The sequence below is a fragment of the Facklamia sp. HMSC062C11 genome, from assembly GCF_001810675.1.
GTDB classification, from domain to species: Bacteria; Bacillota; Bacilli; order Lactobacillales; family Aerococcaceae; genus Facklamia; species Facklamia hominis.
Map to the genome: position 1 here is coordinate 92,474 of NZ_KV802416.1, position 19,361 is coordinate 111,834.

The 19,361-nt window shown below is 38.9% G+C and carries 19 protein-coding genes and 1 tRNA gene; 8 read left to right on the forward strand and 12 right to left on the reverse strand.

What is annotated here, in order from left to right:
• The 4 genes from HMPREF2758_RS08160 to HMPREF2758_RS08175 form a co-directional block, all read right to left on the reverse strand.
• Positions 1 to 1,546: peptide ABC transporter substrate-binding protein (locus tag HMPREF2758_RS08160; RefSeq protein WP_070610021.1), on the reverse strand; the 1,546-nt coding region annotated here is incomplete at its 3' end.
• 504 nt (positions 1,547 to 2,050) lie between these two features.
• A complete protein-coding gene (locus tag HMPREF2758_RS08165) occupies positions 2,051 to 2,371 on the reverse strand; it encodes a branched-chain amino acid transporter permease (RefSeq protein WP_070610023.1) in 321 nt (106 codons plus the stop codon).
• Entirely contained in the window at positions 2,364 to 3,059 is a 696-nt protein-coding gene (locus tag HMPREF2758_RS08170) for an AzlC family ABC transporter permease (RefSeq protein ID WP_070610025.1), read from the reverse strand. The genes HMPREF2758_RS08165 and HMPREF2758_RS08170 overlap by 8 nt, the downstream gene beginning before the upstream one ends.
• A 77-nt stretch (positions 3,060 to 3,136) precedes the next feature.
• A complete protein-coding gene (locus tag HMPREF2758_RS08175; protein WP_070610027.1) occupies positions 3,137 to 3,607 on the reverse strand; it encodes an HAD family hydrolase in 471 nt (156 codons plus the stop codon).
• A 287-nt stretch (positions 3,608 to 3,894) separates the two neighbouring features.
• Here HMPREF2758_RS08175 and HMPREF2758_RS08180 point away from each other — a divergent pair, with 287 nt between their 5' ends.
• Both HMPREF2758_RS08180 and HMPREF2758_RS08940 read left to right on the forward strand, forming a co-directional pair.
• Positions 3,895 to 4,500, forward strand: coding sequence for a TVP38/TMEM64 family protein (locus HMPREF2758_RS08180; RefSeq protein ID WP_070610030.1), 606 nt, complete (start codon positions 3,895 to 3,897; stop codon positions 4,498 to 4,500).
• Between the two features lie 169 nt (positions 4,501 to 4,669).
• Entirely contained in the window at positions 4,670 to 4,816 is a 147-nt protein-coding gene (locus HMPREF2758_RS08940; RefSeq protein ID WP_006908039.1) for a hypothetical protein, read from the forward strand.
• Between the two features lie 32 nt (positions 4,817 to 4,848).
• Here the strand turns inward: HMPREF2758_RS08940 and HMPREF2758_RS08185 are convergent, their stop codons facing one another.
• Entirely contained in the window at positions 4,849 to 5,220 is a 372-nt protein-coding gene (locus HMPREF2758_RS08185; RefSeq protein WP_070610032.1) for an ArsC/Spx/MgsR family protein, read from the reverse strand.
• Positions 5,221 to 5,401: 181 nt separating this feature from the next.
• Here HMPREF2758_RS08185 and HMPREF2758_RS08190 point away from each other — a divergent pair, with 181 nt between their 5' ends.
• The 4 genes from HMPREF2758_RS08190 to HMPREF2758_RS08205 all read left to right on the forward strand — a co-directional run bounded on the left by HMPREF2758_RS08190 (position 5,402) and on the right by HMPREF2758_RS08205 (position 9,324).
• Entirely contained in the window at positions 5,402 to 6,472 is a 1,071-nt protein-coding gene (locus HMPREF2758_RS08190) for a galactose ABC transporter substrate-binding protein (protein ID WP_070610034.1), read from the forward strand.
• Between the two features lie 76 nt (positions 6,473 to 6,548).
• Positions 6,549 to 8,060, forward strand: coding sequence for a sugar ABC transporter ATP-binding protein (locus HMPREF2758_RS08195; RefSeq protein ID WP_070610036.1), 1,512 nt, complete (start codon positions 6,549 to 6,551; stop codon positions 8,058 to 8,060).
• 13 nt (positions 8,061 to 8,073) lie between these two features.
• Complete coding sequence (locus HMPREF2758_RS08200) at positions 8,074 to 9,096, forward strand: ABC transporter permease subunit (RefSeq protein WP_070610038.1); 1,023 nt, start codon at positions 8,074 to 8,076, stop codon at positions 9,094 to 9,096.
• 155 nt (positions 9,097 to 9,251) lie between these two features.
• Positions 9,252 to 9,324, forward strand: a tRNA-Ala gene (locus HMPREF2758_RS08205).
• A gap of 283 nt (positions 9,325 to 9,607) precedes the next feature.
• Here the strand turns inward: HMPREF2758_RS08205 and HMPREF2758_RS08210 are convergent.
• The 5 genes from HMPREF2758_RS08210 to HMPREF2758_RS08230 are packed head-to-tail and all read right to left on the reverse strand — an operon-like array spanning position 9,608 to position 14,072.
• Positions 9,608 to 10,585 carry a uroporphyrinogen decarboxylase family protein gene (locus HMPREF2758_RS08210; RefSeq protein WP_070610040.1) on the reverse strand — a complete coding sequence of 326 codons (978 nt, stop codon included), beginning with the start codon at positions 10,583 to 10,585 and terminating at the stop codon, positions 9,608 to 9,610.
• Positions 10,585 to 11,661 carry a uroporphyrinogen decarboxylase family protein gene (locus tag HMPREF2758_RS08215; RefSeq protein ID WP_070610042.1) on the reverse strand — a complete coding sequence of 359 codons (1,077 nt, stop codon included), beginning with the start codon at positions 11,659 to 11,661 and terminating at the stop codon, positions 10,585 to 10,587. Before HMPREF2758_RS08215 ends, HMPREF2758_RS08210 begins: the two co-directional genes overlap by 1 nt.
• Positions 11,654 to 12,703 (reverse strand): uroporphyrinogen decarboxylase family protein, encoded by a 1,050-nt coding sequence (locus HMPREF2758_RS08220; RefSeq protein ID WP_070610044.1) that lies wholly within the window; start codon positions 12,701 to 12,703, stop codon positions 11,654 to 11,656. The genes HMPREF2758_RS08215 and HMPREF2758_RS08220 overlap by 8 nt, the downstream gene beginning before the upstream one ends.
• Positions 12,700 to 13,395 (reverse strand): uroporphyrinogen decarboxylase/cobalamine-independent methonine synthase family protein, encoded by a 696-nt coding sequence (locus HMPREF2758_RS08225; RefSeq protein WP_070610045.1) that lies wholly within the window; start codon positions 13,393 to 13,395, stop codon positions 12,700 to 12,702. The genes HMPREF2758_RS08220 and HMPREF2758_RS08225 overlap by 4 nt, the downstream gene beginning before the upstream one ends.
• A gap of 20 nt (positions 13,396 to 13,415) precedes the next feature.
• A complete protein-coding gene (locus HMPREF2758_RS08230) occupies positions 13,416 to 14,072 on the reverse strand; it encodes a cobalamin B12-binding domain-containing protein (RefSeq protein WP_006908048.1) in 657 nt (218 codons plus the stop codon).
• Between the two features lie 140 nt (positions 14,073 to 14,212).
• Between HMPREF2758_RS08230 and HMPREF2758_RS08235 the strand changes: the two genes are divergently transcribed.
• Positions 14,213 to 15,337, forward strand: a complete 1,125-nt coding sequence (locus tag HMPREF2758_RS08235; RefSeq protein WP_070610047.1) for an ATP-NAD kinase family protein — start codon at positions 14,213 to 14,215, stop codon at positions 15,335 to 15,337.
• Between the two features lie 109 nt (positions 15,338 to 15,446).
• On the opposite strand, the gene HMPREF2758_RS08240 is transcribed toward HMPREF2758_RS08235, so the two are convergent.
• Together HMPREF2758_RS08240 and HMPREF2758_RS08245 are read right to left on the reverse strand one after the other, a co-directional pair.
• Positions 15,447 to 16,520 (reverse strand): MFS transporter, encoded by a 1,074-nt coding sequence (locus tag HMPREF2758_RS08240; protein WP_070610049.1) that lies wholly within the window; start codon positions 16,518 to 16,520, stop codon positions 15,447 to 15,449.
• A gap of 144 nt (positions 16,521 to 16,664) precedes the next feature.
• Positions 16,665 to 17,711, reverse strand: a complete 1,047-nt coding sequence (locus HMPREF2758_RS08245; protein ID WP_070610051.1) for a DUF6612 family protein — start codon at positions 17,709 to 17,711, stop codon at positions 16,665 to 16,667.
• Between the two features lie 157 nt (positions 17,712 to 17,868).
• Between HMPREF2758_RS08245 and HMPREF2758_RS08250 the strand changes: the two genes are divergently transcribed.
• Positions 17,869 to 19,272: an RsmB/NOP family class I SAM-dependent RNA methyltransferase gene (locus HMPREF2758_RS08250; RefSeq protein ID WP_070610052.1), complete on the forward strand. Its 1,404-nt coding sequence runs from the start codon at positions 17,869 to 17,871 to the stop codon at positions 19,270 to 19,272.
• Positions 19,273 to 19,361 lie beyond the last annotated feature (89 nt).

Below are 19,361 nucleotides of genomic sequence, written 5' to 3' on the forward strand. Positions count from 1 at the left end.
AGAAGGTAGATGGGTCTAAGTAGTCAGGAATCCAACCTGATTCATTAGTAAAGTCATAATCAACTTCTTCTGCAACGGTTGCATTGAAAGTAGCTGCAAGATAAGAATCTAAGTTCAATAGAACTGGATTTACAACTACATCTTCACCAAATACATCTTCATAGCAAGCTTTAAGTGATTTAGCCATATTTACAAAACTTGCATTTGTTTCGTTAACTGGTAAATCTAATTGAATTGGGAATTGAACGCCTTCAGCTTCTAATTCTTCTTTAGCTTCCGCCATCAATTTTTGAGCTTTTTCTTTATTGAAGAAGCCATCTTGTCCATCTTCAAGACTTACATCACCATATAATTCTGGGTCCATTTCTTGTAAGTGACGTAAAACTGCTTCACCGAATGTTTCTTGATCTAAGTTAACATAAGCAGGTGGAACTAAGGTATTCCGAACAACATTAGCCGCAAATTCTGCCCCTTGTTGTTGAGATAGATAAGTAACACGGTCAAAACCAAACATTAAAGCTTGACGGAATTTCTTATTTAAGATTGCTTTATGCGTTGCTTCATGTTGAGCTTCATCTGTCTTACCTGTTGCTTCGTGTTTCATCCGGTCCATATTGAACTGAAGCATGAATGTAGAACCTTGTATTTGAGAAGTTGTGATTTGTCCATCATACTTTTCTTTAATTTCGTCATAAATTGGTAAGGTTGGATCTACACCAAAGAAGGATACAGCACCATCTTCAAATAGACGGTAGAACACTTCACTATCTGAACCATCATTGTATGTAAAGGATACAGTGTCTAGGAAGACATTGTCTGGATCCCAATAATTAGGGTTCTTAGTATATTCGATAATTGACTTAGCAGTAAAGTTTGATAGTAAGAATGGTCCATTATATAGAATCGAGTCTGGTGATAAAGAACCAAAGCTTTCACCAGCTGAATCTAGGAATTCTTGATTAATTGGATATAAAATACCATAAGTTGTTTTAGAGTTAAAGTAAGGTTCTGGTCTAGTCAAAGTATATTGCAATGTATAATCATCCACTGCTTTAACCCCTACTTCAGCAAAGTCAGTAATCTTACCATTTACATAATCATCTAAACCAGCAATCGAATTTTGAACGATTGGTAACATTTCAGATTGAGCATCTGCTGCGTGTTGTAGTCCTGTCACAAAGTCGTGAGCGGTTACTTCACCCCATTCATTACCATTGTTATCTGACCATTTAACACCTTGACGAATCTTATAAGTATAAGTTAATCCATCTTCTGAAACCTCATGCGATTCAGCTACTGCTGGAATATAATTTCCATATTGGTCGTTTTCATACAAACCATCAATAAAGTTGATTGCGTGCATAGTATTAATATCACGCATTGAGAATGTATAGTCGAGAGTGGTTGGGTCAACCGCATAGGTTGCCTTATATTCTGGAACTAACTCTGGTTCTTGAGCAAAAGAAGTAGCGAGTGGCGCTACAGCGGACCCTACGGTTAGGGCTGCAACAAATGTAACAAAAACTTTTCTAAGTTGCTTCTTCATTATTTTCATTCCTCCTTAATTAATCTATCAACAACGAACTTTTTAATTTCTCCCCCCACTTCTGCGATTGGTAATGATAGTGTAACAGAAACTGAAAACGCTGTCAACTATATCTAAAAAATATATTTTAGTCCTCTCATTTTCTTTTATAAAGGCGACTCCGATTGGTAAAAAGTAAATGAAATGATAACGTTTTAGCTTCGTTATTGTTATAATACACAAAAAAGAAAACTATTTCTATAGTTTTAAATTAGATTAAGATTATAAAATAGCGCTTTCTGAAACCTTTTCATGCCTTTTATTTAGATTTACTCTATTTTTTGCCTAGAATTAAGCTTATTAGTAGATGCAAAAAAACGGCTATAACTAAACAGTTGCAGCCGTTTTATCAATGAATGAATCTAGCTAATTATTTTGTGTACGTTGAAGGTCTACTAAGCAAGTATCTGTCAATCCTATTATTCTAATAATTATCGAAAAATTGATAATCTAGATTGAATCAGCTTAAGCCAAAATAGTTTGAATAAGGATCATATAAATAACTGTCCCACCTAGAATCGAAAGAATAGTCGAATGTTTCCATTTATGCAGCAAGATCACACTAATTGATGCGAGCAACACAGCTAAGCCTTGATGAGAAACAAACTGAATATCCTTAATCGAGTAAACAAATAGAATGGCCATGATCGCATAGGGAAAAACTTGACCTAGATAAATCACCCAAAGTGGTGTCTTCTTCTTAAAAACAATAAAGGGGGCAAAACGAATTCCCGCTGTGACGACTCCCATGATCAAAACTAAAATAAAGGCATGCCAACTAAACATATTCTGGTCGACCTCCTCTACGTTTATTCTCATACAATAAGACTCCTACTGCCGATATCATCGCTGGGAGTAGAAAATTACTAGGTCCAAGAATCAGCATATAAATTATCGAAAATGCAAAGCCTAGTAAAGCTGGAATATGATTAGTCGTAGACTCCCAGTGATTAATCACAATGACTAAGAACAAGGCCGTCAGCGCAAAATCAATTCCTTCCGTCGAAAATGGCATTAAATCCCCCACCACATGTCCAAGGATCGATCCAATAATCCATGCACCATAGTCAAACAGACTAGTAAGTAGATAGTAATCTTCCGCTTCGACTCCCGGAGGGAAATCATCTGTACAATTAATCGAGAAAGTCTCGTCCGATAGACAAAATATCAAAATGAAACGTCGCCAGCCCTTACTTTTATATCGATTAAGTTGGCTAATCCCATAGAAAAGCAAACGAAAATTAACCATCAAAGTGAGTAAAGCAGTCGAAATAAAACCTGCTTCTGTTGATAAAAGTACTGGAGCCATAAATTGCATAGAACCTGAATAAACGACTACTGCAATGTATACAGACCAAATCCAGTTATAGCCCTTCGCCTGCATCATAATCCCTACACCTAAGCCTAGGGCAATATAAGAAACCATAATTGGTAAACTCGCCTTAAAGGCATGAGCGATGGTTTTTTTGTTCATAGTTACTCTCCTCAAAGTTCCTCTATAAGTTACATTCGAAATATTTAGTCTAAGCCATTAGATATAACTGCTCAGTTTTACGCACGTAGGCTTGCACGAAGACGATCTTCTTTTAATAATAGATCCAATCCATCTAAAATCGACTTCACCACTAAATCAGCATGTAAAAGGCACTGGCTATATAAGCCTTCCTCCTCCATGACAGCAATTGACAACTTTGCAGCTTGAATCATCAATAAATCATTGTAGCCATTGCCCATACACACACAGCGGTCTTGGCCTAATTGTGAGATTAATTTCAATTTCTCCTTAGCTGCTGCTTGTGACTTAAAGGTATGAATTTGAACAGGAATATCTTGGCAAGCCTGGCGAACATTCCCATGGGTATCTGCGGTAGCAATGTAAAGCTTAATATGTTTGGAAAGCGCAATAAGTCGCTCCTTAACGCCTTCAATCAATTGACCGTCAATAGCGACCGTTCCATTAAAATCTAAAACTAGGTAGTTCAATTCGATCGTATCTCTACCCGGTATTTGATAAGTTAACATGGAAGCCCCCCTTTAAGATCAGCATGCCCTATTTAATCTCTATCATAACCCTAAGTCAATCGTGATAGCAACCGCTTCCCTTGCTTTTTAATAATTCTCATCTTATTTTGATTTTGAACGGTTTACTGAAGAATTTACAATCATTTAGCTCCTTTAATTGATTGTTAGGCCGATATTTAAGAACTTTTCTCATTTCTGTGTGGAAATGTGTGGTTTTTTTGTGACTTTTAATTAAAGTAATTGCCAGTTTGATCCCTTCTGTTATTATAGAAGAAAGAGGTGATGGTATGACAACAGATAGAGAGAAAAAAATTCAAACCCTGATGAACTGGTTAAATATCATTGGCATCCTTTTAACCCTAGTCTTAGTTATTTATGGCTTCAAAAGTGGCCTCTTTCTTGATAAAGATAAAATGTTGGCCTATATCAATCAGCTTGGCATATGGGGGCCCATCGTTTTCATGCTGATTCAAGTAGCACAAACAGTAATTCCTATTATGCCGGGTGCAATAACTATTCCTATCGGAATCCTTGCTTTTGGTCCTATTTGGGGAATGGTTTATAACCTTCTACCTATCTATTTAGGATCTGTCATTAACTTTTGGATTTCTCGCATCTATGGTCGTCCCACTGTCCGAGCCATTATCGGTAAGAAATCCTATGATCATATGCTGGATCTCTTTGAACGCAGGAATATCGGCAAAGTTATTTTCTCACTATTAATGTTTGCTCCCTTTGCACCAGCAGACCTATTATGCTATGGAGCAGGCTTAACGAATATGTCCAGCAGTTATTTTAATTGGACTCTTTTACTTGGAAAGCCTATATCGCTCGCTTGCTATGCCTATGGCACCACCTATTTACTCGACTTTTTAATGAACCTCTTTAAATAAGTTCTGACGACTTTTTTAAAGCCAACTAAGATTGATGAGAGTAAATTAAGCAATTAAGATCTCTTACTCATGATATCCCCTCAAAACTCTTACTCCTTTTTCAAGATCAACTACTTGAATCATGTTAAAATGCAATCAATGAGCAATAACACTGATTAGGGGGATAAAGATGACAGCATTCGACTTATTACTAAAAACCAAACGCAATAATAGCAATGTCTTCAAAGAAAACTGGAATGGTCTCTACCATAAAGATGACCAATTCACTTATTCTGAAGCGACACTCATTGTTCCCAAGAAAAAAGTTCGTAAATAAAGAAGACAGGTTGGCTAACCTTAGCCAACCTGTTATTTTTTTTGATCAAATTCCCAGATACGACTTAAGTCTTTTAAAGACGTCCCAGTAGATGCTCGCTTGCCATCCGTTAAAAATGGGCGTTTAATCAACATACCTTCTTGATGCAATAAATCAAACAGTTCATCCGCTGTCATTTGATCGACCTTATCCTTCAATCCAATGGACCGATAAAGTTGACCAGACGTATTTAGTAACTTGCGTGGTTGTTCACCCATCGAATGAAAGGCTATCCTTAATTCTTTAACACTAGGTGTTTCTTGATGAATGTCCTTAATATCCGTTAGTTCAAAGCCATGTTCCTTCATTAACTTAGCAATCTTTTGAGTGCTGGAGCAATGGTCAATTCCATATATCTTAATCATTAGGTCCCTCCATCTTATTATATAGTTGTATTATAATTTAAAAACCCTCTAATAGCTAATTTTATATGCTTCTATTATAAAGATATAGATCGATATATTAGCTAAAAATTTTAAGTTAGTATTGACTTTTTTGTAAAGGCTTTCTATAATATAGTCATCAAAACAAACAGGAGGTATTTGCATGAAAAAAATCTTCAAATTTGCCGCTGTCGCTCTAATTTTACTGTCTTCCTTGGTGGGCTTAGGTAGAATCACTCCGGTTCACGCAGAAGGTCAAACCTATGAAATTGGGGTTGCCATCTACCAATATAATGACAACTTTATGACCCTTTTCCGGAATGAACTTGAAAAATATTTTAAGGAACTCGGTGAAAAAGACGGTAATACTTATAATCTTGAGTTCCAAGATGGTAAGAATGACCAAGCAACGCAAACTGAACAATTGAATAATTTTATTGCTCAAGGGAAAGACTTGTTAATCGCTAACCTTGTCGATCCAACAGGAGCTGACCAAATCGTTCTCTCTGCACAAAGTGCGGATATCCCCGTTGTCTTAATTAACCGTGAACCTTCCATCGAAACCATGGAACTATGGCCAGGTAAAACAACTTATGTAGGTGTGGATGCTCGTCAATCTGGTGTTTATCAAGGAGAAATTATTGCTGACTTAGAAAATCATGGAGATGTTAACGGAGATGGCGTCGTTAAATATATCATGATTCAAGGGGATGCTGGAAACGTTGACGCTGAACAACGGACCAAATATTCCGTTGAGACTTTAGACAAAACCATCAAGACTGAAATTCTCGGCGAACCTCAACGAGGTAATTGGGACCAAGCTAAGGGTCAAGAAATCGCTGCTAACGCTTTAAGTCAATATGGCGATGATCTAGAAGTTATTTTCTCCAATAACGACGGTATGGCTCTAGGTGCTATCCAAGCTATCAATGGGGCTGGTCGAACAGTCAATAAAGATATCTATATTGTTGGGGTTGATGCTTTACCTGAAGTCGTTGAATTGATCAGTAAAGGCGAATTTACAGGAACTGTCCTAAACGACCACTTCAACCAATCACATACAGCTGCTGAAGTTGCTGTTAAATTACTTCAAGGTGAAGAAGTAGCTCCTTACTACTGGCACGACTATGTCAAAGCAACCAAGGCAGAAGACGCAGAATTAAAACGCTTAGACTATCGTGAAGAAACAATTGATCAATATAAAGAACGCCTTAAAACAACCTATGGCGAATAAGCAAGCTTAAGTAAACAAAATCGGCTTCTTTTCCTAAAAGAGAAGAAGCCCTTTTTAATGTAAAGGAAGTGATAAAATGAACGAAGCTCCTCTGCTTGAAATGAAAGAAATTGATAAGTTATTTCCAGGAGTTAAAGCCCTTAACAAAGCTCAGCTAACCATTAAAAGAGGGACTGTTCACGCACTGATGGGAGAAAATGGTGCTGGAAAATCTACACTAATGAAATGCCTATATGGGATCTATCATCGGGATAACGGGCAAGTACTTTATGATGGGGAAGAAATAAATTTTTCAACGCCAAAAGAAGCGTTAGACCATGGAATTGCGATGATCCATCAAGAATTACAACCCATACCAGACATGACGATTGCAGAGAATATCTTCTTAGGCGATTATCCTAAAAAAGGACTTCTAGTTGATCATCACCGAATGAATGAAGAAACGCAAAAATACCTCGATATGATTCAACTCAATGTATCACCTAAGACCCGTCTAGGGGATCTTACTATTTCACAACAACAGTCTGTCGAAATCGCCAAAGCTATCTCTCATGATGCCAAGATTCTAATTATGGATGAACCCACATCTTCACTCACAGAATCTGAAGTACGCAATTTATTCCGAATTATTCGTCAACTCAAAGAAAAAGGTTTAGGTATTATTTATATTTCTCATAAAATGGATGAAATTCTCGAAATATCTGACGAAATTACGATTATGCGTGATGGCCAATATGTTGGAACCTATGATTCTAAAAATATAACCATTCATGAAATTATTAAAAATATGGTCGGTCGTGAGCTGACCCAACAATTTCCTTCTAAAAACTTTAAACCAAGTGAAGATGTTATTCTAAAAGTTGAAAATTATACTTCGATTAGTGATAAATCCTTCAAAGACTGCAGTTTTGAACTTCACAAAGGAGAAATCCTTGGAGTCGCAGGCCTAGTGGGTGCCCAACGATCGGAATTAATGGAAGCACTCTTTGGCTTACGCCAGGTACAAGAGAATGGAAAAATTTTTGTACACGGTAAAGAAATTAGTATTCACAATCCCAAAGAAGCCATTAAAAACGGTTTTGCTTTCGTCACTGAAGATCGTCGCAAAACCGGTATTTTCGGTGTATTATCTGTATCAGATAATACTGCGATCGCTTCATTACAACAATATCTTAAAAAAATCGGTCTTTTAAGTGAACATGAAATTAAAAAAGTCGTTGATCAAGGTGTTCAATCAATGAAAATTAAGACCCCTTCAGCCTTAACTCGAATCGAGAATTTATCGGGTGGTAATCAACAAAAGGTGATTCTCGCTCGTTGGTTAGCTACGAATCCTGAGATTTTCATTATGGATGAACCAACCCGAGGGATCGACGTAGGGGCTAAGTATGAAATTTACGAAATAATTAACCGCCTTGCGAGTCAAGGAAAGTCCATTATTCTAATTTCCTCTGAGATGAGTGAAATCTTGGGGCTTTCAGATCGAATCATGGTCATGTGTGAAGGAAAGATTTCTGGCTACTTAACGAAAGAAGAAGCCGATCAAGAAAAAGTCATGGATTTAGCCACTAAATTCATCCAAAAATAAAGGAGGAGACCCTATGACTGAAAAAGTTAAAAATGTCATCAAACCTAAACGAAGTTTTATGGATTGGATGATCGAAAATGCCTTAATAATGGTAATTATTTTGATGGTCATCTATACTGCTTATTCAGCTAATAACTTTTTAAGCTTTCATAATTTAAAAAATATCCTTGCCAATGTTTCTGTCCGTTTCATCATTGCACTAGGTATTTCAGGCCCCCTTATTACACGTGGGACCGACCTATCTGCTGGACGGATTGTTGGAATAACAGCCGTTGTCACTGCTGTTTTCTTACAAAGACCCGATGCTAGCTCAGGAATTATGTACCCTGCCATTGCTGGCTCACCCATTATTGTCGCTCTTTTAGCCGCTTTAGCAGTAGGACTTTTCTTTGGTTGCATCAACGGTTTAGTAATTTCCAAACTTTACGTTCCACCCTTTATTGCAACCCTGGGAACTCAAATTGCCATTTATGGTTTAAATATGATTCTCTCAAAGAATGCTCCGATTGGTTCTTTAAATCAGGACTTCACTAAATTTGGTGCCTTAGGATTCCGTGTTGGTGAGATACAAATACCCTATCTTACCTTTATTGCACTCACCATGGGTATTTTCATGTACATACTCTATCGATACACAGTTTATGGCAAACAAATGTATGCCATCGGGGGTAATGAATTAGCAGCCGAAGTATCCGGTGTGAATACTAGTCGATCTAAATTAACGATCTACTGCCTTGCTGGGCTGCTATATGCCTTAGCAGGCTTTCTATTAACCGCGAAAACTGGTTCTGCTGCAGTCACCGCAGGTACTGGTTACGAGCTCGAAGCTATTGCTGCAGCTACCATCGGTGGTGTATCAACCGCAGGTGGGGTTGGATCTGTAACTGGTATACTAATTGGGGTTCTCGTCTTTGAACTCTTAAAAACCTGCTTACAATTCCTAGGAATTACGCCAGAAATGACTAATGTTTTCCAAGGGATTGTCATTGTTGCCGCCGTTGCCTTGGATATCCGTAAGACCATGCGTAAAAAATAGAGATAAGTACTAGCTATATCAGACTCAAGCTAAATTAACCCCCTAAGCTTCATAAAAGAGGCTTAGGGGTTATCTCTTAATTATATAAATCAATATTAATTTATTAGGCTTCCCTTATTAAGAATAATATGATATCCTATATATGTTGTTCCTAAGGGGGCTTAGCTCAGCTGGGAGAGCGCATCGCTGGCAGCGATGAGGTCAGGGGTTCGAGCCCCCTAGTCTCCATATAATAACTTTTAAGGCTTTCTATCATCTGTTAAACCTTGATAGAAAGCCTTTTTTGTATTTTTACTTTTCCCTATAAACCCTAATAATTGACTAATTGGCATTCATTTTGGCACTCAAAAAAAATCTATAACTATATCGCGGTCAATATGATTCCCCACCGCCTAAGAAGGTGTGATTTTAAAAACTTTTGCACTTCCTAAAAGCTTAGTAACTTTCGACAAGCTGCTAAGCCTTTCTATTATATCTTCATTTAAATACCCTTTAACGACTGACTAATACTTTACGATAATAAAGCACGGCCGGCTTCCATAAAGGCTTGGATATTCGCTTTAGGGGTGGCATAAGGTACACCACAACCAGACCTTAGAATAAAACCTTTAGGTGAGTCTCCTGCCTTTTCGTAACAATTGCGAACAGCCTGGGCTACCTGATCAGGGTTCCCTTGCAATAACACTTTAACCGGATCTACATTCCCCATCAAAATGACCCGATCACCTACTTGTTCTTTGGCAAACGCTAAATCCACCACTTGATCGAGTGACAAAGCTGCTACCCCTGTATCAGCCATTAAAGAAAGTTCCTTGGACGTATCTCCACAGATATGAAGTGCCACATCCCTGGTGTATTGGTTAATATGCTGAACTAATTCTTTTTCATAAGGCAAGGCGAATTCTTGATAATTTTTTGGTGAAATCAAATCCCCCGATGCCACCGGATCATAAATAAAGTAAGTAAGATTTGGAATATCTGCAAATCGATCGACCATTCTTTTTAGAACTAAGGTAATTTCACCTAAAAGTTGATGAACAAGTTCAGGCTTTTTACGCATCCCTTTAAGAATTTCCTCGATAGGCATGACTGACCTCGCTAGAGTTAATGGCCCCGCCAGACCATAGTTTAAACACACTTCCTGCCCAATTTCAGCATGTATCACTTCTAGGGCTTGATGATTAATTTGTTGCTGGCGGTCTAAATCGTAATCATAGACACTCCCATCGAAAAGACTCACATCCTTTAGCTTGTGCATAAGCCGTGCGGAGTTCAATTTCAAAGAAACATACATTACATTAACTTCATCCACCCCAAAACTACGGTACATATTGATCTCACGTCTGGCCAAGGTTTCAGGATCCTTATAGGATAAGATATAAGGTAAACCCATTATTTGAGCAGCAAACTGAGGATGGAATAAGGTTAAAGGAGGGTGGTCCAACTCTTGACCTGCTAAAAAAGCGGCTTTACGTTCTAATGGTGTCATTAATGGCCTCCTCTAAATAATTTATCGGCAGCAAGAGTCGCTTGTTTTATGGATTCATCCATAAATACATCCACCTGTTCAATCGGTGTTGCGTATGGAACTTGACAGCCTGAACGAATCATGTACCCAGACGGACTATCATAAGCCGCCTGAAAATTATCACGAACCGCCTGACGCATTGTCTGCTCGTCGCCCTGTAAAAAGACCTTAACTGGGTCTACATTTCCTATAATTGTCACACGATCTCCAATCTTCTCCTTAGCCAGAGCCAAGTCGACTTCCTGATCCAACGAAAACCCATCAATCCCTGACTCCGCAATTAACTCTAGAGAATGACTGGTATTCCCGCAAATATGCATTCCCACCCAGTGGTCATGTGGCAAAGCCTTAATGTAGTCAACTACCTGCTTAGAATAAGGCACAACAAAATCCCGATAAATTTTGGGGCTAATTAAAGATCCTGAAGCCACAGGGTCATATAAGAAATAGTTCAATTCCTTTAAATCCGCCACTTGATCAATTATTTGTTTGATGGAATCTACGGTAAACTGCAATAACTTATGTAAATTTTCAGGATCTTTGCGGGTAGCACGGAGCATCTGATCGGCAGCTAAAACACCCGATGCTAGTGTAAACGGTGCTGAAATTGAGTAGGTTGGAATCACCTGATCCCCTAACTGATCCAATAATATCTCTAAAGCTCCCCGATTCGTTCTTTGAGCCACATCTCGACGAAAGCTAGTCCGCTCTAGATCGAGTTGATCAACCTGATCAGCCTTCTTTAATGCTGCTTCTTCTAATGCAGCTGGTGCATCATGGGGAGATTGAATCTTAGAACGGTGACGAATGGCAAAGTTTATCGAAGTATAGGACACTGACACCCCATCTACCCCAAAGCGATTATAGACTGCAATCTCTTTAGCCGCGGCTTTTTCTGGGGAATTGAATCCTTCTCGATAAGACATGCCTGCAATTTTTGTTGCATAACCCTCATGAGAAAAAGTAATGGGTAATCGATCTACTTCTAAGCCAGATTTTAGGGCTATTTGTCTTTCCTTTGGTGTCATTTTATCCATGTTGCCCCAACCTTTCTGCCCCTGTTAACGCAGCTTCCATATAGGCTGAAACATTTGCCTCAGGTGTCCCATAAGGTACCGAGCATCCAGGTGCAATAATAAATGGTGTATTCGTCTGTTGCATCTGTTCAAAACATTCTTCAACTGCCTGTCTTACCTGGTCAGGGGTTCCTCTAAAGAAGCATTCAATCGGATTCACATGACCAGCGATAATTAACTGATCACCAGCTAACTCCGCAGCTTCTAGTAAAGACACTTTTTGATCAATTGAAAAAATATCTACCCCAGCTTCAATAATATAAGGAATATTTTTAAGGGCATTGCCACAGATATGGAGCGTAACCGTCTGCCCTAGTTGATGGATTTTATCAACCAAGCGTTTCAAATAAGGTAGAGTAAACTCTTTATACTGACGTGGGGAAATTAAGTCCCCTGAAGAAACAGGATCTGTTATCGAAAACCCTAAATCGGGATTTGCCACCGCCATCTCTTCAATCAATCTTTCTAAAGCCAGCGTTGTTTTATCTAATAAAGAATGAACCTGTTCTTTATTCTTGCGCGTCGCTTTCAATAGTTTTTCTGGAGCATAGATAGAGGACGCTGCCGTTAAAGGCCCCGTCAATTCATAGTCCACCACCGCCTGGTCATTAATCCCTTTCTGAATGGCTTCAATCGCTTTTAAATGCATTTGAATAAAATCTGTTCGCTCCAAAGATAGTGGTGAAAAATCGAGCTGATCAACTTGATCAATCGCTTCTAAAGGGAATACCTCTACCGTTGGAGAGGTTTCTTCATGAAAATCCAATTGAGCACCTAAGGCACGCCCCATTGATTGCAGGCCAAAATTAACCGAGATGTTATCACAATGATAACGATTAAAACATTCGATCTCCTTTTTAGCAATTCCTTCTGCAGAAGCTTCAGAAGCACGATAACTTTGATTTGTAATCTTAGCTCCATAAGTTCCATGGAACAGATAGACCGGCATCCGATCGATCGGTTCTTTCTCAAATAAGGCAATTCGTCTTTGCTTTGGATTCATTCAATCACTACTCTCTTTATTATTGTTAATTCATTGATATGGCTTTGACAGACAATTTGACCTCGGTGTTTCAACAGTTCCGTGACTAAATCTCCTTCAAATCGGAAACATTCTTTTTCCGCAATCAAATCACAAGCTTCCAAACCTTCTAACAATTTAGCATGCAAGTGGAGACAAGCTTGAAAATCGCCCTTAAGAAAGGCTTGTAAAACAGCTAAATTGACCGGAGCATATTGGTTTTTAAATCGTTTAGGCCCAACTAATTCGACCACAAAGGTTGGATCTGCATAAGAAATCACTGCGGCCTGTCGTTGATCAAGTTCACGTAAAAGAAATTGCCACCATTCAATGTATTCCTGAGGAAAAGGCTGCTTCATCATTTGGCGAAAAGCCTTAGGCTTAACTACTTCGTAAAAAACCGTCAAAGGACTTGTCACATTAAATACGATCGGCCCTTGTAGTTGGCTCACCGCTTCAAGTATAACTTGGCTATTATCGATCTGCCGACGGAATTTATTAAATTCCAGCATGTGATCAAAAGGTAAAGTATAATAGTTACGTTGATAATACGCCTGATATTTATTAGCCATAGCAATTACATTTTCAACGGAATCATAGACCCCTTTTTGATCGAAGACTTGAGGATAAGTAATATCCAAAGGCGATACTAGCGCCTCCTTATCATCATACATGGTAATTTCCCTTTATTAGACTAGGACTGATGTCCTAAAATTTGCTTAGCAACAATGACCGCTTCATTGGCATCCTTAGAGTAAGCATCCGCGCCAATCTCATCCGCATATGAAGCTGTCACTGCCCCGCCACCGATCATTACTTTAAAACGATCTCTGAGTCCTTGGTCCTTTAATAAATCGATCAAATTTTTCATTTCAGTCATTGTCGTTGTCATCAATGCAGACAAAGCAATAATATCAGCATCCACTTCAACTGCTTTATCAATGATCTCTTGTGAGGGAGTATCTCGACCTAGATCAATAATCTCAAATCCCCCTACTTCAAGCATCGTAGCCACTAAATTCTTGCCAATATCATGTGTATCACCTTTAACCGTTGAAATAACTATTTTCCCTAAGCTTGAACCCTCTTTCTTTTGGTCCATCAATAAGGGCTCAAAAACTTCCATGGCATTATTCATCGCATCCGCCGAAATCAAGACGTCTGTCACATAGTATTCTTCTTCCGCAAAGAGTTGTCCGACCTCAGTCATTCCATCAACTAAGGCATCAACCCCCTCATTGACATCGTAGCCTCCTTCGACATATTCCTTAGCGGTTTCAATAATATCGTCATCTTCCATTTCAACAACGAATTCTTTTAATTCTTCTAATAATTCTTTTTGATCACGCATCAAATCCCTCCTTTTTCTAACGTATCTATTATATCAAGTTCCCTATAGACCATCAATTCAAGTTAACTCGTTACGTTTTAATACGAGCATAATTATATAGCTTATGGTAAACTATCATTGTATTAGAAAGGGGTTTTACCATGAAAAAAATTGGTCTATTAATCAATCCAGTAGCCGGAATGGGTGGCAAAGTCGGTCTTAAAGGTACCGATGGACGCGATGTTCTCGAAGAAGCACGTAAACGAGGAGCTCGCCCAGAAAGTCCGCTTAAAGCTGGAAAAGCCTTAGAAAAATTCCTAGCTATCAAAGACCAGGTTATCTTCTACACAGCCGCTGGTGATATGGGGGAAAACCAACTAGAAAATTTAGGCTTAAACTATGAGGTCATTCACCATTATCAAGGAGACAGCCAACCCGAAGATTCTTATCAAACACTGGAACAATTTAAAAAATTAGATCTTGATTTAATTCTATTTTCTGGTGGAGATGGGACTGCCCGAGACGTTACAAAATATATTGAATTCTCGATTCCAGCTATCGGTATCCCTGCTGGTGTAAAGATCCATTCGGGTGTCTATGCCAAAACACCAGAAGCAGCTGGTGAACTCGCACTCGCTTATTTAAAAGAAGCTAGCTTACCTCTTAAAGAAGAGGAAGTCATTGATATTGAAGAGAATGCCTTCCGTCGTGATGAGATTGTGATTGCTGTTTATGGCTATTTAAAAGTCCCTTATGATGATAGCCACCTACAAAGCACTAAATCTCCTACACCTCAATCCGACGAAGGTGCTCAAACTTCCGCAGCCCTACAATTTATTGATCTTATGAAAGACGACGTTCTATATATTATCGGATCCGGTTCAACTTGCTACCGCATTTTGGAAGAATTAAACTTGGACGGAACAATGTTAGGTGTCGATCTTGTCCAGAATAAAAAATTGATTGCTCGTGATGTCAATGAGCAAGAAATGGTTGATGCCATTCATAAAGCCGATCAAGTTCATCTTGTTGTAACACCGATGGGGGGACAAGGCTATCTATTCGGTCGAGGCAATCAACAATTATCCAATAAAGTATTGGAATTATTAAGTAAAGATCAAATTACCATTCTATCAACCGTTGGCAAGCTAAATTCCATTCAAGGTAAACCTCTAATCGTCTATACTGGCGATCCCAAGGTCGATCAACAAATTTCAGGTTATTACCGGATCATTATTGGTTACGAACAATACCGTATGTATAAGGTTCAGCCTGCGAATGACTAACTGATCTCAAAACAGCCCCCTAATGTCAGGTGGCTGTTTTTCTGTATTCAAAAAAGCATGAGAGCAATGCTCCCATGCTTCAATACTCCATTTAAATTCAATTTGAAAATTAACGATCTTCTCTTTCTGCTGCTTTTGTACCTAACGATCCACCAACTAAGGCTAGTAAAGCTCCAGCAACAGTCGCTGCTACAGTATAGTAAGTTCCCTTAGAAGCTGTATCGGTTACTTCTTGAGCGGTTTCTTTAGCATCTTCAACCTTTTCAGGTAATTCATCGGCTAAACGATTAATCTCTTCAGTTAACTTATCAATTTGATTTTTTGCTTCAACCGCAGCTTTTTCATAAGATTCTTGGATACTCTCAACGGCTTTTTCAGCTTCTTTTTTCGATAAATCTGAATTCTTTTCAACAGCATTGGTTAAGGCGTCTTCATCCACTGCACCAACAATGTCTTCAGCACGAGATTGTAGGCTATCTGACAAATCACGAAGCGTTGACTCTACATTTGCTTGGTCTGAATCCATAAGGATGCTCTTAGCTGCTGCCTTAACTTCCTCTACAGAGTCATTTAAAGCATTTTGTAAATATTCTGGCTGTAATTCTTCAATATCCGTATCTTCTAAAATATCCTTCATTGAAGCTTGTAATTTGTCTGTTTCAACATTATCGAAATCAACTTGATCGGCAAGGGCGGTCACAGCATCACTAATCGCTGAACCCGTTCCTTCAACAGCTGTCGAAATTGCTGAACCTGTTCCTTCAGCAACGCTACCCACAACGTCTGTAGCTACACCGAATAAGGATGTACCCGCCCAGGTTGTTAATGCAAGTACTCCAATCAGACTAGCTGCCCAAGTTAAGAATCCATGGATACTTCCGAGACGACGCGCTGATAATCCAGCTACAAAGCCAGCTAATAAGAAAGATACCACCAAGGCAACTACCCATAGAATAGCTTGGCTTGATGCCATACCCGCAAAAGGATCTGCTGCGGTAGGATTCACAAATCCAAGGCCAAGAGCCATACTTAACATCGAGAATACAATTAACAATCCAATGAAGGTTACCACTCCGGCTAGAATTGCTCCCCAAGAAATATTATCTCCGGCTCGGCGATAAGCATTCGTTGATTGCGTATAGACTGGATTTTGATCTTTAACAATAATTTTTTCTTCAGTCATAAAATTTTCCTCCTATTTATAATATGGATTTATTATAACATTTAATAAATCTACATTGCAAATATGACGTTTTCATTGCATTCATTTTAAATCTAAAAAGGCCAGGAATTTCGTTCCTGGCCTCTTTCATTCAACAATATTCGACTATTCTGCGGATTCGCTTGTTTCTTCTTGGTCAGCATCGCTTGCTTGATCTTGTGTACTATCCTCTTCGTTAGAGTCCTCCATCGACTCCTCTGATTCTTCAGAAGATTCCATTCCATAGCTAGATCGATATTCTTCATAGCTTGGTGCATCTTCAGGCTTTTGAATATCATAGCTACCATTATATTCAGTGACTTCTAAGGCAAAATGATAATTGATGGCCATATCTGTATCGTCTGCGATAAGTTCTTCACCTGAGAGGTCTTCATAAGCTGTTAATAACTGCCCTAAAACAGTCTTAAGTGATGTTTCCGAACCAAATGATAGGCTCTTTAATAAATAGTTTTCTTTATCGTAGTCCACTTCTAGCTGTCCAAGGGCATGCAATATATCCGTAGCTAATTGATTCCAGTCAACTTTTTCAAAAAGAGAAACGACAAGTTCTTTAACCATCTCGCCTTCTTCTCCAAGATCGCCCGCTTCTTCAATACCTTTCTTGACTTGATCGATCACTTGACCTTGTAAGTCAATCTCATCAAAGTAAGATGAAAAATCTGCCTTCGATAAATCAGCTGTTAACTTATACGTTTCATCCGTTTCAGAAACTTGCATTAAATCTTTTATAACTTGAGAATCCTGACTATCTGATAAAGTTTTATTCGTCTCATTAATGATGGAAGAAGTATCTTCTTTAATAACAGACCATTCTTGACCATTATATACATAAGTGTAACCATCCACATGAGTAATATCGATTTGTTTAGTTTCTCCAGTAGCTTCATCAGTTACCGTTAGAACCATCTTCATAGCAAATGGCTCTGCCTGAATTTGATAATCACCATGAATATTATAGGAAACATCCATTTCATCACTTGGGCTAATCAGATTCACCATCGTATCAAAATTTCCTGCTTGAGATTCAATTTTTGAGTTTGCTTCAACAATCTTATCATAAACGTCACTGTCTTGAGCATTAACAGATAATGCCGGTACTAAGAACGTCACAAAAACTAACATCAAAGTCATAAACTGTCTAATTTTCTTCATGGTCATCCCTCCATTTATTGTTTGTCCTTTATTAAAGGTTAACTTTATTGTACCTAAAACTTCTAAAAATTGAAAGTAAAACGCTACAAATTAATCCAGCTTGTGACCTTCTCTTGCCTATGCTAGAGTATGATTATACTGAGAAAGTGGGGATTTCATGCCTATAAAAGATAGCTTTAAGAACAAATATCGACAACTTCTTGGTCTTGAGGAAAGCCAAGCACTCTTTCATGCCATTGAAGATCAAGCTCAACACCATGCCTTCCGTCTAAATTCTGAAAAACCAACTGCTTTAGCAGCCTTAAAAAGTTTTTTCCCAGATCCACTTAAGCGTGCACCCTATGCAGAATCGGCCTATCTAGGTAAGATTTCTGGCAACAGCCCACTTGCACGAAGTGGCTATATCTATAATCAGGACCCTTCTGCCATGATTGTTGCAAGTGTGGCTAACTGTCAACCAGGTGAGTGGGTCTTGGATCTTTGCGCAGCTCCAGGAGGCAAGACTCTCCAAGTCGCCTCAGCCATGCAAGGTCAAGGCTTACTTGTTGCCAATGAAATTAATTCCAAACGAGCTAAAGAACTTTCACGAAATATCGAACATTGGGGTGTGGGACATTGTATAGTAACATCTTACCGACCGGATGAATTAGCTTCATTCTATCCGCAATCCTTTGACTGCATACTTGTAGACGCTCCTTGTTCAGGAGAAGGAATGTTTCGAAAACACCAAGCAGCCCTAGATCAGTGGACACCTGATTACCCGACTGAATGTGCCATTCGTCAACAGCATATCCTACAATCTGCCCTTCAAATGCTAAAACCTGGCGGCCGGCTCATCTATTCGACCTGTACTTTCGCACCCGAAGAAAATGAAGCCATTGTCTCTTGGTTAGTCCAGGAACATCAACTAAACATTGCTCCTATTGATACAGAACAATTTCTAGCAAGCGTCAGCCATGGACGGCCTGATTGGGGGAGTGTAGAAGGACTCGAAGGCTGTCTTCGACTCTGGCCTCACCTAAATCCAGGTGAGGGGCATTTTGTAGCCCAACTTATCAAACCACTCAGGCCATCACATTCATCACAAATAAAGAAAAATACGAAAGCAAGCCCTTCCGACTTTCGTTCTCCTAACAAAGAAGAGAAAGAACTCTGGCAAGACTTTAGCTCTCAATGTCCACTAGAAGCTTGCGTTCAAGAATCTAATGGTCGTCTATTTGTTAGACAAAATACGCTTTATTTCATCCCTCAAGGACAAGAAAGCATCCCCCTCCATTCAGTCCTACGTTGGGGATTAGAAGTCGGACAATTTTTAAAAGGGCGTTTTGAGCCTTCCTTCTCCTTAGCTATGGCTGTGAAAGATATATCATCAACAGCTCATCTAGACATCGATGAAGAACAATGGAAAGATTATATGGCCGGTCTCACCCTGAAAGCCTCCGAAAAAGATGGGTGGTACCTACTCTGCCTAAAAGGAATGCCCGTCGCCTTCGGAAAACTTGTCAAGGGAACTATCAAAAACTTCTATCCAAAGGGGCTGCGTTTCCAAGCTAAAGATTGAGAATCTCTACCAATAAATCTAATCATTTCTCATTTTGAAATCAGATTCATTGACTCTGAAATGGCTTTCATATATACTTAACTTAATCA

Bases quoted from the DNA above. Each gene is read 5' to 3' on its own strand.
- HMPREF2758_RS08175 (WP_070610027.1), bottom strand. From the start codon at position 3,607: ATGTTAACTTATCAAATACCGGGTAGAGATACGATCGAATTGAACTAC.
- HMPREF2758_RS08170 (WP_070610025.1), bottom strand. From the start codon at position 3,059: ATGAACAAAAAAACCATCGCTCATGCCTTTAAGGCGAGTTTACCAATT.
- HMPREF2758_RS08225 (WP_070610045.1), bottom strand. From the start codon at position 13,395: ATGTATGATGATAAGGAGGCGCTAGTATCGCCTTTGGATATTACTTAT.
- HMPREF2758_RS08215 (WP_070610042.1), bottom strand. From the start codon at position 11,661: ATGGATAAAATGACACCAAAGGAAAGACAAATAGCCCTAAAATCTGGC.
- HMPREF2758_RS08250 (WP_070610052.1), top strand. From the start codon at position 17,869: ATGCCTATAAAAGATAGCTTTAAGAACAAATATCGACAACTTCTTGGT.
- HMPREF2758_RS08230 (WP_006908048.1), bottom strand. From the start codon at position 14,072: ATGCGTGATCAAAAAGAATTATTAGAAGAATTAAAAGAATTCGTTGTT.
- HMPREF2758_RS08190 (WP_070610034.1), top strand. From the start codon at position 5,402: ATGAAAAAAATCTTCAAATTTGCCGCTGTCGCTCTAATTTTACTGTCT.
- HMPREF2758_RS08210 (WP_070610040.1), bottom strand. From the start codon at position 10,585: ATGACACCATTAGAACGTAAAGCCGCTTTTTTAGCAGGTCAAGAGTTG.
- HMPREF2758_RS08195 (WP_070610036.1), top strand. From the start codon at position 6,549: ATGAACGAAGCTCCTCTGCTTGAAATGAAAGAAATTGATAAGTTATTT.
- HMPREF2758_RS08235 (WP_070610047.1), top strand. From the start codon at position 14,213: ATGAAAAAAATTGGTCTATTAATCAATCCAGTAGCCGGAATGGGTGGC.
- HMPREF2758_RS08940 (WP_006908039.1), top strand. From the start codon at position 4,670: ATGACAGCATTCGACTTATTACTAAAAACCAAACGCAATAATAGCAAT.
- HMPREF2758_RS08240 (WP_070610049.1), bottom strand. From the start codon at position 16,520: ATGACTGAAGAAAAAATTATTGTTAAAGATCAAAATCCAGTCTATACG.
- HMPREF2758_RS08165 (WP_070610023.1), bottom strand. From the start codon at position 2,371: ATGTTTAGTTGGCATGCCTTTATTTTAGTTTTGATCATGGGAGTCGTC.
- HMPREF2758_RS08200 (WP_070610038.1), top strand. From the start codon at position 8,074: ATGACTGAAAAAGTTAAAAATGTCATCAAACCTAAACGAAGTTTTATG.
- HMPREF2758_RS08185 (WP_070610032.1), bottom strand. From the start codon at position 5,220: ATGATTAAGATATATGGAATTGACCATTGCTCCAGCACTCAAAAGATT.
- HMPREF2758_RS08245 (WP_070610051.1), bottom strand. From the start codon at position 17,711: ATGAAGAAAATTAGACAGTTTATGACTTTGATGTTAGTTTTTGTGACG.
- HMPREF2758_RS08180 (WP_070610030.1), top strand. From the start codon at position 3,895: ATGACAACAGATAGAGAGAAAAAAATTCAAACCCTGATGAACTGGTTA.
- HMPREF2758_RS08220 (WP_070610044.1), bottom strand. From the start codon at position 12,703: ATGAATCCAAAGCAAAGACGAATTGCCTTATTTGAGAAAGAACCGATC.